The organism is uncultured Bradyrhizobium sp., from assembly GCF_936943645.1.
Classification (GTDB): Bacteria; Pseudomonadota; Alphaproteobacteria; order Rhizobiales; family Xanthobacteraceae; genus Bradyrhizobium.
In genome coordinates this window covers 107,808-124,078 of the sequence record NZ_CAKZJO010000084.1, presented here as the reverse complement: position 1 = coordinate 124,078, position 16,271 = coordinate 107,808, and the positions used below count along the sequence as shown (strand labels likewise).

12 protein-coding genes are annotated in these 16,271 nt (G+C 64.2%); 1 reads left to right on the top strand and 11 read right to left on the bottom strand.

Annotated elements, in window-relative coordinates; genetic code table 11:
* Positions 1 to 146: 146 nt before the first annotated feature.
* Both Q0743_RS24630 and Q0743_RS24625 read right to left on the bottom strand, forming a co-directional pair.
* Positions 147 to 1,577 carry an aldehyde dehydrogenase family protein gene (locus Q0743_RS24630; protein ID WP_298244072.1) on the bottom strand — a complete coding sequence of 477 codons (1,431 nt, stop codon included), beginning with the start codon at positions 1,575 to 1,577 and terminating at the stop codon, positions 147 to 149.
* Between the two features lie 192 nt (positions 1,578 to 1,769).
* On the bottom strand, positions 1,770 to 4,133 hold the full coding sequence (locus Q0743_RS24625; RefSeq protein WP_298244071.1) for a transketolase: 2,364 nt from the start codon (positions 4,131 to 4,133) through the stop codon (positions 1,770 to 1,772).
* A gap of 134 nt (positions 4,134 to 4,267) precedes the next feature.
* Between Q0743_RS24625 and Q0743_RS24620 the strand changes: the two genes are divergently transcribed.
* Complete coding sequence (locus Q0743_RS24620) at positions 4,268 to 4,729, top strand: Lrp/AsnC family transcriptional regulator (RefSeq protein WP_097659511.1); 462 nt, start codon at positions 4,268 to 4,270, stop codon at positions 4,727 to 4,729.
* Between the two features lie 4 nt (positions 4,730 to 4,733).
* Here the strand turns inward: Q0743_RS24620 and Q0743_RS24615 are convergent, their stop codons facing one another.
* The 9 genes from Q0743_RS24615 to Q0743_RS24575 all read right to left on the bottom strand — a co-directional run bounded on the left by Q0743_RS24615 (position 4,734) and on the right by Q0743_RS24575 (position 16,142).
* Positions 4,734 to 5,813 carry a zinc-binding dehydrogenase gene (locus tag Q0743_RS24615; RefSeq protein WP_298244070.1) on the bottom strand — a complete coding sequence of 360 codons (1,080 nt, stop codon included), beginning with the start codon at positions 5,811 to 5,813 and terminating at the stop codon, positions 4,734 to 4,736.
* Between the two features lie 60 nt (positions 5,814 to 5,873).
* Positions 5,874 to 6,815: a DMT family transporter gene (locus tag Q0743_RS24610; RefSeq protein ID WP_298244069.1), complete on the bottom strand. Its 942-nt coding sequence runs from the start codon at positions 6,813 to 6,815 to the stop codon at positions 5,874 to 5,876.
* A gap of 188 nt (positions 6,816 to 7,003) precedes the next feature.
* Complete coding sequence (locus Q0743_RS24605) at positions 7,004 to 7,843, bottom strand: aldo/keto reductase (RefSeq protein ID WP_298244068.1); 840 nt, start codon at positions 7,841 to 7,843, stop codon at positions 7,004 to 7,006.
* Positions 7,844 to 7,852: 9 nt separating this feature from the next.
* Positions 7,853 to 8,749: an SMP-30/gluconolactonase/LRE family protein gene (locus Q0743_RS24600; protein WP_298244096.1), complete on the bottom strand. Its 897-nt coding sequence runs from the start codon at positions 8,747 to 8,749 to the stop codon at positions 7,853 to 7,855.
* A gap of 176 nt (positions 8,750 to 8,925) precedes the next feature.
* Positions 8,926 to 10,011, bottom strand: a complete 1,086-nt coding sequence (locus tag Q0743_RS24595) for a metallophosphoesterase (RefSeq protein ID WP_298244067.1) — start codon at positions 10,009 to 10,011, stop codon at positions 8,926 to 8,928.
* A gap of 253 nt (positions 10,012 to 10,264) precedes the next feature.
* Positions 10,265 to 12,970, bottom strand: a complete 2,706-nt coding sequence (locus tag Q0743_RS24590) for a nitrate reductase (protein ID WP_298244066.1) — start codon at positions 12,968 to 12,970, stop codon at positions 10,265 to 10,267.
* 1 nt (position 12,971) lies between these two features.
* A complete protein-coding gene (locus Q0743_RS24585) occupies positions 12,972 to 14,189 on the bottom strand; it encodes an FAD-dependent oxidoreductase (protein ID WP_298244065.1) in 1,218 nt (405 codons plus the stop codon).
* 10 nt (positions 14,190 to 14,199) lie between these two features.
* Positions 14,200 to 14,628 carry a globin family protein gene (locus tag Q0743_RS24580; protein WP_097659768.1) on the bottom strand — a complete coding sequence of 143 codons (429 nt, stop codon included), beginning with the start codon at positions 14,626 to 14,628 and terminating at the stop codon, positions 14,200 to 14,202.
* A 122-nt stretch (positions 14,629 to 14,750) separates the two neighbouring features.
* Positions 14,751 to 16,142, bottom strand: coding sequence for an MFS transporter (locus Q0743_RS24575; RefSeq protein ID WP_298244064.1), 1,392 nt, complete (start codon positions 16,140 to 16,142; stop codon positions 14,751 to 14,753).
* Between the last annotated feature and the right edge of the window lie 129 nt (positions 16,143 to 16,271).

Genomic DNA, 16,271 nt, shown 5'->3' with positions numbered 1-16,271 from the left:
TTGCGAGGAGCTCTTGCGACGAAGCAATCCAGACTGTTGCCGCGGAGAAATTCCTGGATTGCTTCGCTTCGCTCGCAATGACGGCAAAAACAAAAACGCCGGAGCGGTCGCCCGCTCCGGCGTCGTGTTTGTTCAACCGCTGGCGCTTACGCCGCGTTGAAGCCCGCAACCGCCTTCACTTCGAGGAAGTCCTCGAGGCCGTACTTGCCCCACTCGCGGCCGTTGCCGGACTGCTTGTAGCCGCCGAACGGCGCGGTACGGTCGTTGGGCACGCCCTGCAGGTTGACGTTGCCGGCGCGGATCTGACGGCCGACGCGCTTGGCGTCCTCGACCGTTGCACCCGTGACATAGCCGGCAAGGCCATAGGGCGTGTCGTTGGCGATCTGCACGGCCTCGGACTCGTCCTTGGCGCCGATGATGGTCAGCACCGGCCCGAAGATCTCTTCGCGGGCGATCGTCATGTCGGGCGTGACGTCGGCGAAGATGGTCGGGCGGACGTAGAAGCCCTTGTTGACGCCTTCGGGCAGGCCCGGGCCGCCGGCGACGAGCGTTGCGCCCTCGTCGATGCCCTTCTTGATCAGGCCCTGGATCTTGTCCCACTGACCGCGATTGACCACCGGGCCGATGGTGGTGCCTTCGGCGCGGGGATCACCGGCCTTGGTCTTGTCGGCGACGGCCTTCGCGATCGCGGCGACGTCCTTCATCTTGGACAGCGGCACGATCATGCGCGAGGGCGCGTTGCAGGACTGGCCGGAGTTGTTGAACATGTGCATCACGCCGCCGGTGACCGCCTTCGTGAGGTCGGCGCCTTCGAGGATGACGTTCGGCGACTTGCCGCCCAGCTCCTGGCTGACGCGCTTCACGGTCGGCGCGGCGCGCTTGGCCACATCGATGCCGGCGCGGGTCGAGCCGGTGAACGAGATCATGTCGATGTCGGGATGCTCGCTCATGGCGGCACCGACCTCGGGGCCGAGGCCGTTGACGAGGTTGAACACGCCCTTCGGCACGCCGGCTTCATGGAGGATTTCCGCGAAGATCAGCGCCGAGGTCGGGGTGAACTCGCTCGGCTTCAGGATCATGGTGCAGCCGGCGGCGAGCGCGGGCGCGACCTTGCAGGCGATCTGGTTCAGCGGCCAGTTCCAGGGCGTGATCATGCCGACCACGCCGATCGGCTCGCGCAGCACCATGGCGGTGCCGACCGGCTCCTCGAAGTGATAGTTCTTGAGCACGTCGAGCGTGGTCATGAGATGGCCGAGACCGGCGCCGGCCTGCAGCTTCTCCGCCATCGGCAGCGGGGCGCCCATCTCGTCGGAGACGGCGGCGCCGATCTCCTTGAGGCGGCCCTTGTAGACCTCGATGACCTTGGTGAGCAGCGCGACGCGCTCCTCGCGGCTGGTCTGGGAGAAGGTCGCGAAGGCGCGCTTGGCGGCGGCAACCGCCTTGTCCACGTCGGCCTTGGAGCCCAGCGCAACCTCGTACATCGCCTCTTCCGTCGCGGGATTGACCACGGCGGTGGACTTCTTGACGGCCGGATCGACCCAGGCACCGTCGATGTAGAATTGCATGCGATTGACCATCGTTAACCTCTTCTTGGGGGCATGGTGGGGGCGTTTCGGCAGGCATCCTTGCACGAAAGCGCCGGCAATTGAACCCGCCATATGCGGGGCCAGCGTTGCGGCGGACGGAGGTTATATGAGCCGATGGCGGGAACGTGGCAAGGTGGCGCAGCCGTCATTCCGGGGCGCGCATTATCGCCCCGGTTACCCCGGCTACACCGCCATCTTCCGATGCAGCACCGGCGCGCCGGTGGTGAGGCTTTCCGCCGCATCGATGATCGCATTCGCATCGATGCCGTAATGGCGATAAAGGTCGGCGATGCTGCCGGTCTGGCCGAACTGCTCGACGCCGAGCGCCTCGACGCGGTGGCCGCCGACGCTGCCGAGCCAGCCGAGCGCGGACGGATGGCCATCGATCACCGTCACGATGCCGCAGTCGCGCGGCAGCGGCGCGAGCAGCTTTTCGATATGGCTGAGATGCTGCACACCGCGGCGATCCCGCCGCAATTTTCGCGCGGCAGTCCACCCGGAGTGAAGGCGATCAGCCGAGGTGATCGCCAGCAGGCCGATGTCGCGCCGGCTCTCGCCGATAAAGCCAGTGGCCTCGATCGCTTCCGGCGCGACCGCGCCGGTATAGGCGATCACGACCTCGGCATTCGGCCCCGGCTTGCGCAGCCAATAGGCGCCATCGGTGATGCCCTGCTGTAGCTCAGGTGTCATGATCCGCTGCGCCTGTTCGATGCTGCGCGTGGAGAGGCGCAAATAGACCGAGCCGCCCTCGCCCGGATCGCGCTGCATATGCTCAAAGCCCCAGCCCATGATCACCGCGAGCTCATCGACGAAGGCCGGTTCGAACGAGGCGAGCCCGTCCTGAGCCATGCCGATCAGGGGCGTTGCGATCGACTGGTGCGCGCCGCCTTCGGGCGCGAGCGTGATGCCCGAGGGCGTTGCCGCCACCATGAAGCGCGCATCCTGGTAGCAGGCATAGTTCAGGGCATCGAGGCCGCGCTCGATGAAGGGATCGTAGAGCGTGCCGACCGGGAGCAGCCGCTCGCCGTTGATCTGGTGCGACAGGCCAAGCGCCGAGAGCATGATGAACAGGTTCATCTCGGCGATGCCGAGCTCGAGGTGCTGTCCCTCCGGCGAAAAATCCCAGTTGAAGGTGGAAGGAATTTTCTCGCTGCGGAATAAGTCCGCCTTCTCCGCACGCGCGAACAGGCCGCGGCGGTTCACCCAGGGGCCGAGATTGGTCGAGACGGTGACATCGGGCGAGGTCGTGACGATGCGTTTGGCGAGCTCGCTGTCGCCACGCGCGATCTCGTTCAGCACGAGGCCAAAGCCCTGCTGGGTCGACATCTGGGGCGACGGCTTGAAGGCAAGCTGAGCGGGCACCTCGACGACGGGCGCGGTCAGGCGCCGGCCGTCCTGGTTGAACGGGACGCGCGCCAGGAAGGCGTCGAGCTCGGCGGCGGATTGCGAAAGGCCCTCATACTTGTCCCATTCGTGGCCCGGGCGGATGTTCTGGCTGTCGCGATATTTCTCCATCTGCGCGACGGTCATCAGACCGGCGTGGTTGTCCTTGTGGCCCTGGAACGGCAGGCCGACGCCCTTGATGGTGTAGGCGATGAAGCAGACCGGGCGATCGTGGTCGATGGATTCGAAGGACTCCAGCATGCTCGCCATGTCGTGGCCGCCGAGGTTCGACATCAGTGCCAGCAACTCCTCGTCGCTGCGCTTGTCGATCAGCTTCGTGATCGGGCCCTGGTCGCCGATCTCGTCGTGCAGGTGCTTGCGGAAGGCGGCGCCGCCCTGGAAGCACAGCGCGGCGTAGAGCGCGTTCGGGCAATTGTCGATCCAGCGCTTCAACGCCTCGCCGCCGGGTTCTGCGAACGCTTCGCGCATCAGGCGGCCGTATTTGACGATGACGACGTCCCAGCCGAAATTGCGGAACATGGTCTCGAACTTTTCCCAAAGACCTTCGCGCACGACGGCGTCGAGCGACTGACGGTTGTAGTCGACCACCCACCAGGTGTTGCGCAGGCCGTGCTTCCAGCCTTCGGCGAGCGCCTCCCAGATGTTGCCCTCGTCCATCTCGGCATCGCCGACCAGCGCGATCATCCGCCCCTCGCGGCGGTCTTTCGCCCAGCCATGCGCCTTGACATAGTCCTGCACCAACGACGAGAACAGCGTCTGCGCGACGCCGAGACCGACCGAGCCGGTGGAGAAATCGACGTCATCGACGTCCTTGGTGCGCGAAGGATAGGACTGCGCGCCCTTGAAGCCGCGGAAATTCTCCAGCTTCTCGCGGCTTTGGCGGCCGAACAGATACTGGATGGCGTGGAACACCGGACTCGCATGCGGCTTCACCGCGACGCGGTCCTCGGGGCGCAGCACGTGGAAGTACAGCGCCGACATGATGGTCGCGAGCGAGGCGGACGAGGCCTGGTGGCCGCCGACCTTAAGGCCGTCGGCATTGGGCCGGATGTGGTTGGCGTGGTGAATGGTCCAGGACGACAGCCACAGCGCCTTGCGGCTGAGCGCGGTCAATGTGTCGAGGCGGGCGGTATCGACGGGCATGGCAGTGCTCCCGGAAATCAGGTGGAGCGATGATACGCCTGCGGAAGGCGCCAAACTTCTCAATTTTTCGCGCCGTACCTGGCGATATTGGGATATTTTACCAACGAATTGCCCCAATGACAGGTTTCATTCCAATGCCAGAGCTCGACGCCATCGACCGAAAGATCCTCAGCCACCTCCAGGCCGACAGCCGGCTGACCATGCAGGAGCTCGCCGACAAGGTCGGCCTGTCGGTCTCGCCGTGCCACCGCCGGGTCAAGTTACTCGAGGAGCGCGGCGTGATCTCGCGCTATGTCGCGACCGTGGACCAGAAGGCGCTCGGGTTGCATGTCAGCGTCTTCATCTCGATCAAGCTGGCGCGACAGAAGGAGGAGGATCTCAACCGCTTCGCCCGCGCAATCTCGAAATGGGACGAGGTGCTGGAATGCTATCTGATGACCGGCAACCGCGACTATCTCCTGCGCGTCGTCGCCGCCGACCTCGCCTCCTACGAGACGTTCCTCAAGACCAAGCTGACCCGCCTCGACGGCATCGCCTCGATCGAGTCCAGCTTTGCGCTGAGCCAGGTGAAGTATTCGATCGCGCTGCCGGTGTAGGAGGTCACCGCCACGGCTGCACGATGATCTTGGTGTGCGCTTCGGGATTGGCGAGATCGGCGAAGGCTTTTGCAACGCCGTCGATGCCGACCTCCGCCGTTACCATGGCGGCGGCGTCCACTTGTCCCTCCGCGATCAGCCGCAGCGAGGCTGCGAACTCCTCCGGCGTGTAGCCGAGCACATACTGGACGTTGAGCTCCTTCATGATGCCGAGCATGGGCTCGTTTCGGTCGTTCTCCATGCAGACGCCGACCACGACGATCCTGGCATCGCGCGGGGCGCCTTCGAACACCTGCTGCAACAGGCCGGGGACGCCGACGCATTCGAAGATGATCGCGGGCTTCAGCGCCGGCAGCATCGCCTGGAACGGCGGCCGCGCCGCTTTCTCCGCCTCCGACATCTGCGCGTGCTCGGCCCAGGTCGCATAGGGCTGCGACACCTTGGGATCAACGACGATGTCGGCGCCAAGCCTGGCTGCGAGCGCGCGCCGTGCCGGCGAATAATCGGCAGCGACGATCGGATGCAATCCCTTCAGCTTCAGCGCGGCGATCACCGCAAGCCCGACCGGGCCGCAGCCGATCACGAGCGGCACTTCGCCGCCACGGATGTTGGCCTTGGCCACGGCATGCACCCCGACGGCGAGCGGCTCGGTCAGCGCCGCGTGTTCCGGGGCAAGTCCGTTCGGCACTTCGAGCAGCAGCGCTTCGCTGAGCAGCATCGCTTCGGCATAGCCGCCGATGTTGTCGTTGGAATAGCCGATGCCCTCGATCCCTTGCGGCGTTACCAGCGCTGGCAGCGAGCATACACGCGTGCCCGGCTTGAGCTTGCGCGCGGTGCCGGGACCGTAGTCGACGATCTCGCAGCAGAACTCATGGCCGAACACGACGTCGCGGGTGAGGTCCATCGGCTTGCGGCCGGTCTTCTTCGCCATCTCCACCATGCGATGGGCGTGCTGGCGCGCGTGCAGATCGGAGCCGCAGATACCGCAGGCGAGCGTCTTGACCAGCACCTGGCCGGGGCCCGGCTTGGGCTCGGCCATCTGGCCCACGACAATCTCACCGTTCCTGAAAATCGCGGCGCGCATTCGGCTCCTCCCCTGGTGTCGGGGCCGTTGATAGCACGAAGCGGGACGCCACGACTTGCGTCAGGGGTTCGGAGAACGCTCTTCCAGCACCAGGAGCTGGGCGCGGCGGACACGCTCGCGATGGGCAATGTAGAGGCCGCTGGCAACGATGAAGGCAGCGCCGACGACGGTCCAGACGTCGGGGACCTCACCGAAGATGAAGTATCCCAAGATGCTGACCCAGAGCAGCTGCGTGTAGGAGAACGGCGCCAGCACCGAGGCATCGCCGTAGCGATAGGCCAGCACGATGATCCATTGGCCGACGGTCGAGGCGACACCGATCACGATGCCGAGCCCGATCGCAGTCCAGCTCGGCGTGACCCAGACGAATGGCACCATCAACGAAAGGATGGCGACGCCCGTGAGCGCCGAGTAGGCCATGGTTGTGAGCACGGCTTCGCGCCCGCTCATCATGCGCGTCAGGATCAGCGCGGCGGCCCAGCAGAATGCCGAGATGATCGGGAAAAACGCGGCGGCGTGAAACGCGCTCGTGCCCGGCCGCAGGATGATCAGCACACCCGTCAAACCGATCGCGGTCGCGATCCAGCGCCGCATGCCGACCTTCTCGCTGAGGAAGATGATCGACAGCGCGGTGACGAACAGTGGCGAGACGAAGCCGGTGGCGGACGCTTCCGCGATCGGCAGGAAGCTCAAGCCGGTGATGAAGAACAGCGAGGAGCCGAGCAGAGCGGCGCCGCGCATCAGCTGCAGGCCGAGCCGCTCGGTGCGCATCGCATGGAGCGGCGAGCCCGGCAGCATCACCGGCGTGAACATCAGCGCGAAAGTGACGAAGCGGATCCAGGTGATCTCGATCGACGGCAGGCTGGTCGAGAGATATTTGGCGGTGGTGTCGGAGGTGCCGAGAAACACCGTGGACAGCAGTACCAGGGCAATGCCCTTGAAGGGATGATCGACGCGCGCGGGCGCGCGGCGAGCCTTCTGCTTCTTTTCAGGCACGGGCATGGGAATAGTGTCGAGCCTTGCGGCTACGGCGGGCGGCGGTGTCACGGCTGGAACCCGGGCAAAATGCGAATCGAGAACAGTTGTAAAAAACGACAAATGCGCCGCGTTCACAACTTCCGAAAACAGGATGCCGATATGCGCCCACGTCCGCGCGCGTCAATGCTCCGTTAATAATGGGCCTTTGTGCGTTACAGCATGGGCAGGCTGCGCGGCTTCGGCCCGCGCGGAAACGCCGCATCGAGCGGCGAAATCTCGTCTTTCGTCAGCATGAGATCGCCGGCCGCGGCATTCTCGCCGGCGTGATCGGCGGAAGACGCCTTCGGGATCGCGAATACCGTAGTCGCACGGGTCAGGAAGCTCAGCGCGACCTGACGCGGCGTCGCGCGACGTGCCTCTGCAATGCCGGCAAGTACCGCGCCGCCCTTGCTGCGCGCATCCGGGAAATCGTCATGACCGAACGGCGAATAGGCGACGACGGCGACACCATGCTTCTCGCACCACGGGATCACCGCATGCTCGATCGCGCGTTCCTTCAGATGATAGAGCACCTGATTGCAGGCAATACGGCCTTCGCCGGACACATCGAGTATCTCGTCGAGGTCGTCGGCGTCGAAGTTGGAAACGCCCCAGGACTTGATCTTGCCTGACTTCACGAGCTCCTCGAATGCGGCGACCGTATCCTCCAACGGATAGGAACCGCGCCAGTGCAGGAGATAGCAATCGAGACGATCGGTCTTCAACCGCTTCAGCGAGCGTTCGCACGCCGTAATGGTTCCGCGGCGCGAGGCGTTGCTCGGCAGCACCTTGGAGACCAGGAACACCTCGTCGCGTCGCCCCGCGATAGCGTCGGCGATGACCAGCTCCGCATCGCCATACATCTCGGCGGTGTCGACATGCGTCATGCCGAGATCGAGCCCGCGCTGAAGCGCGGCAATCGCGCGCTTGCGGTCGCCGTGGTCGAGATACCACGTGCCCTGCCCGATCACGGAGACGCTGGTGCCGGTCTTGCCAAAGGATTTTGTGTTCATGTCAAGAACTCACAGTCCGCCGATATCCGCAACCAGCACGCTGCCGGTCGACGACTCCGTGATATAGAGACGATCCTTGCTTTCGCCACCAATCGCGACATTGGTGCAATTCGGTCCCGCGCAGGACTTGATCCGCGCGATCAATTCGCCGTTCGGCGCGAACACGAAGACGTGGCCGAGCGAGGCGTGGCCGACGAACAGGCGGCCTTTGGCATCCATCGTCATTCCGTCTGGACCGCTTGTGCCGAACAATGAGCAGAAGCGACCGACCTTGGACACGCTGCCATCCTTCATGAACGGCAGCCGCCACACCGCGTTGTCGCGTGTCATCGCGACGAACAGCACCGCCTCGGTCGGGTCGAGGACCAGGCCGTTCGGGCTGACGCCGGTATCAAGCAGGCAATCGAGCCGACCATTCGATGCCAGCCGGTAGACCCGGCCGCTGGCGTCGTGCAGGCCGGTCTGCCCCTGATCGGTGAAATAGATGTCGCCGTTGGAAGCAAGATGCAGATCATTGCAGCCACGAAACGATTCCGAATTTCGGGCGGTCAACACCGGCGTGATGCGACCGGCTTTCGCATCGAGCTGCATGATGCCATGCATGTAATCGGCGACCAGGATGCGGCCGTCGGATGCGATCTTCAGCCCGTTCGGCCATCCCTCATACTCGGCGACCTGCGACCATTCACCGTCCGGCGCGATACGGAAGATGCGGCCGAACGGAATGTCGACGATATAGAGATTGCCGTCCCTGTCGAAGGATGGCCCCTCGATGAAGCTGTCGGTCGGCACATTCGGCCGGTTGGAGTCAACCCAATCGGTCCGCACGCCTTTGCGGCGGAACCTGTCGGGCATGGCGGAGAAGAGCTTGGTTTCGATCAGGCGCGGCGGCGTTTCCAGGTACATCATTGTTGTTGTGATTGTTTCCCTTAAAGAACGGAGCGCGCCAGCTTAAGCCACGATCCGGCGGACGTCGAGGCATACAGATCGGAGCCGCGCAGCGATCCCCCGCACCTTTGCAGATGCACAGGGATTCCATGACTCTGGCATGCGCAAGCCTACTCCAACGATGTCCTTCAAACCTAGGCTGGTGGCTTGCGATTACAGCTCTCTTCGCCGACGGGCAACTCGACCTGCGGTCCGTCAACAGCAACGAACGACCATTTGTAGCCATCGCGATAAAGGATCAGCTTCAGGAATCCTCTGCTCTTGTTGGCAAAGCGCTCGCTCAGCGGATGCTTGACGTAGGTGGGATACAGCGTCGCGCCCCCGGTGCCGACGACGAACGAGCGCACGCCTTTGCCGGCGTCCACCTTCCCCTTACCGTCGATCTTCGGGAACTGCTCGAGATGATGGTCGTGCCCGGAAACCAGGACGGTCGCGCCCTGTTCGTACAAGATCGGCATGAGCTGCGCGATCGGCTGATAGGCCTTCCCCTTTCCATGCTCACCTGAACTCGCGAAGAACGGATGCGTAAAGACCAAGACGCACCGGGCCGTTGATGCCGAAAGCTTTTCCTTGAGCCACTTCTTTGGATCGACGTCACTGCCGTAAAAATTCAGTCCGGCGAGTAGCCACCCTTCGCTGTTGGGAAAGCGTGTGACAAAGCTGAGTCTCTTGGCGTCCGCTTCGGATGGACTGCCCGCCCCGCTCTTCAGCTCCGCAATGCGCTGACCAAAATACTCCCGGTAGTGCTTCACCGGCGTGAGTTTCTTGGCGGACGTAATATCGTCGGAATAGTCGTGGTTTCCCGGTACGGGAAAGATACGGTTCTTATATGCGCCCCATGTCGCGACGAAGCTATTGAAGCAGGACGCGTAAGTCCCGGCCTGCGGCTTCTGGTGTTTGTAATCCGCATAGGCCAGATCGCCCAAGGCCAGGATACCGAGCGGAATGTCTTTTGCGGCCTCGATCTCCTTCTGGATCTGCCCTGCCATCGCGGCATGCTTGTCACCGGTCTGATGGCAACCCGTGATGTCGCCCGCCGCCAACAGAATTGCGATCGGCTCTCCGCTCGGGCTGTCGGCCCGGCAGACCGTCAGTCCCAAGGCGGTGAGCGTCGGCAGCAACCAGCCGATCAACAGCGCCCGATTGCAAGGCCTCGCAGGGTTTGAAAGGACGTCGGCAATTTGTCGGAGCATCGTCATCTCCAATAGCTCGCTGCTCACCCGGCAATCCGGGTTTGCGTCAAATCGATTTGCAAAAAATCGCGCTTAAGTTGAGCGATGACGCATCAACTTGCAAGAAGGAACGAAAAACAAGGAGTTGGCGCGGCTGCGTCAGAATGTATCACAACCGTCGGATGACGCAGCGCAATCGAGGAAATCGCGCGGCTCAAACGACCTAAGCCAAACTCCGGATGCGCTCTGGACAGGATGGCTACTCTGCTTCGCCCTATCGTGAGCCGGCACGGTGGGATCTCTATCCCACCGCGCTCGCGACCTTCGCCTGCTTCGCAGGCGCTGCCTCCGTCGTTGCAATCAACCGCTTCAGTTCCGGGATGCACGACCCGCAATTGGTGCCGGCCTTGAGCTTGGCGCCGATCTCGGCGGCGGTGCGCGCGCCGGCCGCGATGGTGTCGCAGATGGTTCCGCGGCCGACGCCGAAGCAGGCGCAGACGATCGGCCCGGTCGACGCGGCGCCTTCGCTCGATTTACCTGACAGCAGCATCCGCCGCTCGTCGTCGGTGACGTGGTCGGCAACGAACAGTCTCTTTACCACCTCCCAGTCGCCGGCGTCATGCGCGGGACCGACAAACAGGCAGGTCTCGATGCGATCGCCTGCGAAAGATGCGGCGCGATAGACACCGCCGCCGAAGTCGCGATAGTCGGCGACGTCCTCGCCCGCGACGGTCTCTAGCCAGGCCGGCCAGCGCGAGAGATCCGCATTGTCGGCAAAGAGATAGCCGAAGCCGCCGGCGACGGTGACGCGGGTCCAGAGCAGGTTCGGCGGAAGTGCGAGCTGCTTGCGCGACAGCGCAAAGCCGCGGAAGACGAATTCGTAAGGTGCGATCGCGGCCGGCGTCGCCTTGGACTCCGGCTGCCCGGAAAACGGATCGGTGAACGACTGCACCAGCGCGCCGACGCGACCGTGCGAGGCGTTCATCGCGCTCCAGTGGATCGGCACGAACAGCGCGCCGCGCTGCTGGCCCCCACTGACGACGGCCTTCAGGATGCACTGCCCATAATCGGTGGTGATACGGGCATAGCCATCATGAACGATGCCGTATTTGCCGGCGTCGTCAGGATGGATCTCGACAAAGGGCTCCGGCAGATGCGCGCCGAGGCGCTGGCTGAGACCCGTGCGCGTCATGGTGTGCCACTGGTCGCGAATGCGCCCGGTGTTGAGCCTGAGGGGGCGCGAAGCACCCGTCTCGCTGCGCAGCGATGGCACCTCCGGCGCGACGAAGCGGCCTTTGCCGTCATTGGTGAAGAACCCACCCTTCGCGAAGAACCGGTCGCCGGGCGCCCCGCCTTCGAGCACCGGCCACTGCACCGGCTTCAGGGCATCAAAGCCCTCGTCGGACAGTGAGGTCAGCGCGCCGATGTCGAAATCGCGGCTGCCCTCATTCTCGAAGGCCGAGAGCGCGGCATGCTCGCGGAAGATCTCGGCGGCGGATTTGTAGTTGAAGCTGTCGCCGAAGCCGAGGCGCTTTGCGGTCTCGCTCAGGATCCACCAATCGGGCCGCGCCTCGCCCGGCGCCGGCAGGAAAGAGCGCTGGCGCGAGATGCGGCGCTCGGAGTTGGTCACCGTGCCTGATTTCTCGCCCCAGGCGAGCGCGGGCAGCAGCACATGCGGACCGGCCTCGACGGTGTCGTTGGAGAGCACGTTCTCGGAGACGACGAACAACTCGAGCTTCTTCAGCGCCTCGCGCACGAAGTCCGCATCGGGCAGCGACACCGCGGGGTTGGTGCCCATCACCCACAGCGCTTTCACTTCGCCGCGGTTGATGGCCTCGAACAGCTGCACCGCCTTCAGGCCCTCATGGGTGGCGATGCGCGGCGCCTTCCAGAACCGCCTGACGCGGTCGATGTCCGGCGGCGTGAAACCCATGTGCGCGGCCAGCATGTTGGCGAGCCCGCCGACCTCGCGGCCGCCCATCGCATTGGGTTGGCCGGTGAGCGAAAACGGAGAGGCGCCGGGCTTGCCGATGCGTCCCGTCGCGAGATGGCAGTTGAGAATCGCGTTGACCTTGTCGGTGCCCTGCGCCGACTGGTTGACGCCCTGCGAATAGAGCGTGACGACCTTCTCGGTGGCGCGGAACATCTTGAAGAAGGCGGCGACGTCCTGCTCGGACAGGCCGGTGGCGAGCGCGGTCGCAGTGACGCTGCCGGCGATATTGCGCGCGCGTGCCAGCGCGTCATCGAAACCCGACGTGCTCTGCGCGATGTAGTCCTGGTCCAGCGCGCCGTTGTCGGCGAGATGGACGAACAGGCCGGAGAACAACGCGGTGTCGGTGCCCGGCTTGAGGCCGAGGAAAAGGTCGACGTCTTCAGCGGTGTCGGTACGCCGCGGATCGATCACGATCATGCGCGCGCCGCGCTCTTGCCTGTTCTTCAGCATGCGCTGGAACAGCACCGGATGACACCAGGCTGCGTTGGAGCCGACGAAGACCAGCAAATCGGCCTGATCAAGATCTTCATAGCAACCGGGCACGGTATCCGAGCCGAAGGCACGGCGATGGCCGGCGACCGAGGACGACATGCAGAGCCGCGAATTGGTGTCGACGTTGGCCGTACCGACAAAGCCCTTCATCAGCTTGTTGGCGACGTAATAGTCCTCCGTGAGGAGCTGGCCGGAGAGATAGAACGCGACCGCGTCGGCGCCGTCGCGGGCCACAATATGCTTCATGCGATGAGCGACATGATCCAGCGCATCGCTCCAGGCGACCCGCTCCATCACACCCTTGCAGCGGATCATCGGATAGAGCAGACGGCCTTCGAGGCCAACGGTCTCGCCGAGCGCAGAGCCCTTCGAGCACAGCCGGCCGAAATTGGCGGGATGATCCGGATCGCCCGCGATCGCAGCCCCGCCCTTGCCGTCGGGTGTCACCAGCACGCCGCAACCGACGCCGCAATAGGGGCATGTCGTTCGGGTCGCACGGAGGTTTGGATCGATTGCCGTCATATCAAGCCGCTTTCGAAGGCAGCGCAAGCGCGCGGCCGAACATCATGTCGGTGCGGATCGCCGCCACCTTGTCGCGATTGCGGATCAGCTCGAGATACCAGAGCGCATCCACGGTATCGCCGATCAGCACCGCGCCGGTGAGCCGGCCGTCGGCGATGACGAGCTTCTTGTAGGTGCCGCGCCTGCGGTCGGTGAGGACGAGACTCTCGCTGCCCTCCCCACCCATGAAGTCGCCGGCGGAGAACACGCTGACGCCGGAGACCTTCAGATTGGTCGAGACCACACTGCCCTGATAGGCGGCGGGCCGGCCGGCCAGATGCCGCGCCAACGCGCGCGCCTGTTCATAGGCAGGCTCGACCAGGCCATAGCAGGTGCCGCGATGCTCGGCGCATTCACCGAGCGCGAAGATGTCGGAGGAGGAAGTCTGCATCACGTCGTTGACGACGACGCCGCGGTTGACAGCGATCCCCGCCTCTTTCGCCAGCGCGACGTTCGGCTTGATGCCGGCAGCGAAGATCACCGCATCGGCCTCGATGCGGCTGCCGTCCGCCAGCTCGACGGCCTCGACGTGACCATCGCCATGGATGCGGGCAGTGGAGGCGTTGAGCAGGATGCGGATGCCCTTGCGCTCGACCAGCGTCTTGAGCAGGTCGGCCGCGGGCGCGTCGAGCTGACGCTCCATCAGCCGGTCCATCAGATGCAGCAGCGTGACGGGCGCGCCGGCCTTGGCGAGACCATAAGCAGCCTCAAGTCCGAGCAGGCCGCCGCCAACGACGACGACGCGTTTCTTCGCCGCGGCCAGCGTCAGCAAGAGGTCGACGTCGCGGGTGTCGCGGAAGGTGTGAACGCCGGCGAGATCGGCACCCGGCACGTTGAGCCGCAGCGGCGTCGATCCCGTGGCGAGCACGAGCTTGGAGTACTCCATGCTCTCCTCGCCCTCGATCTTCAGCTCGCGACGCCCGGTGTCGATCTCGGTGACGCGATAGCCGTAGCGGACGGTGACGCCGCGATGGCGCCACCAATCTGCCGGCCGCAGCTCGATCTCGTGCGAGCCGGTCTCGCCGGCCAGCACGGACGAGAGCAGGACGCGATTGTAAGCGAGCCGCGGCTCTTCGCCGATGACGGCGACCGCGTAGCGGCCGAGCGCGGTCTTGGCGAGTTCGTCGACCAGACGCGCGGCTGCCATACCGTTACCGACGATGACCAGCGGTTCACTCACGAGGCATCTCCTATTCAGCCGCCTGCGGCCGTGCGCCGTAGGCTTCGGACATCATGTAGCCGGACAGCACGCCATAGGCGTCGGTCCAGGCCTTTGCCAGTTCGGGCGTCCATGCTTCGCCGAGACCCTTTTCCAGGGTCCACAGCAGGGTCGCACCGACCACGGGATAGTGCTCGGCCATTGCGCCGTAAGCGACGTGACGCTTGGCGAGCGCGGAGGCCGCGGGAAGAATCGTCTCGAGGTTCGAGAGGCCGCCGACGACGGCGGCGAGCATGCCCATCAACTTCTTGCGCTGCTCGGTCATGTCTTCGGGAAACATCGCGCGCACGGACGGCGCCACCTCGAACAGTCGGTCGTAGAACAGCACCGCAGCCTGCTCCGATATCGGTGCGACCTTGGCGAAGCTCTGCTGGATGAGAGTGATCTGTTCGGGCGTCATGTGGTTCTCCTGTCTGTTTCGGTTTGCCTTGGTGCGCGCCGTTGCGAACAAGGTTCATGGGTCAAACGTCATCAGAGAGTCTTCTCCCCGCGTACGGGGAGAAGCGAGATTCGTACCAAGTTTTAGACTCTTGCTTCGGCAAGGCTTGACGCGCCCTCGCCCTGCGGGCTGCGACGCAGATAGAACCACCAGGTCAGAGCAAGGCACGAGGCGTAGAAGCCGAGATAGATCGCGAGCGCGAGCTGCGGGCCGCCAGTCAAGGCGATCGACTTGCCGAAACCGGTCGGGATCAGGTAGCCGCCGACGGCGCCGATCGCGCCGATGAAGCCGACTGCCGCGCCGCTCTCGATGCTCGCCGTCTTCAATGCGGCGCTGCGTGCCGCATCGCCCTTGCCGCGCACTTTGAACAGATTCTCCTCGCGGAAGATCGAGGGGATCATGCGGTAGGTCGAGCCGTTGCCGATGCCCGTCGTCACGAACAGGATCAGGAACATCGACAGGAAGCCGATGAAATCCTTCTGTCCGACGAAGTAGAGCACGCCGACCGTGGCGCCGGCCATCGCGATGAAGTTCCAGAACGTCAGGATGGAACCGCCGATCCTGTCGGCAAGCCAGCCGCCAAGCGGACGCGACAGTGAGCCGACCAGCGGCCCCAGGAACGCGATCGAGATCGTCATTGCCGGAAACTGGGTCTTGATCAGCAGCGGAAACGCCGCGGAATAGCCGATGAAGGAGCCGAACGTGCCGATATAGAGATACGCCATGATCCAGGTGTGCTTGCGCTTGACGATCGCAAGCTGGTTCTTCACCGACGACTTGGCCGTCGTCAGGTTGTTCATGAAGAACACCGCTCCGAACACCGCGATCGCGATCGGCAGCACCCACATCAGGCCGGCGTTCTGCAGGAAGATGCCGTCGACGGGCGTGGCCTGGAACAGGTTGAAGACGGCGAGCGTCATCAGGATCGGGGTCAACAGCTGCACGCTGGAGACGCCGATATTGCCGCCGGCTGCATTCAGGCCGAGCGCCCACCCTTTCATCCGATCCGGAAAGAAGAAGGAGATGTTGGTCATGCTGGAGGCGAAATTGCCGCCGCCGAGGCCGGCGGTCGCGGCGACCAGCAGCATCAGCCAGAACGGGGTGTCGGGCTGGCTCACGAAATAGGCGAGCGACAAGGTCGGGATGAACAGGATCGCCGCGCTGAAGATGGTCCAGTTGCGGCCGCCGAAGGTCGTGACCGCGAAGGTGTAGGGAAAGCGCATCAGGGCGCCGATCAGGCCCGGCACCGCGATCAGCTGGAACAGCTGGTCCGTCGTGTAGTGGAAGCCTGCCTGCGGCAGCTTGGTGGTGACGATGCTCCAGATCAGCCAGACCGAGAAGCCGATATGCTCGGCCACGATCGACCAGATCAGGTTGCGTCGCGCGATAGTCTTGCCAGTCGCAGTCCAGAACGCCTCATCTTCGGGGCGCCAGTCTGAAATCCAAGTGGAGTTCAGATTCGGATTCTTCGTCATTGAGTATCCCTTCCAGGCTCACCGCTGCGTCGTTGCAGGCTCGGCCTCCAGGCACGGAGGCGTGCTCCGAGGCTTCACCCCGGTGGCGAGATCACGATGCTGATTGATGATGTTGAGGGACGTCGTCGT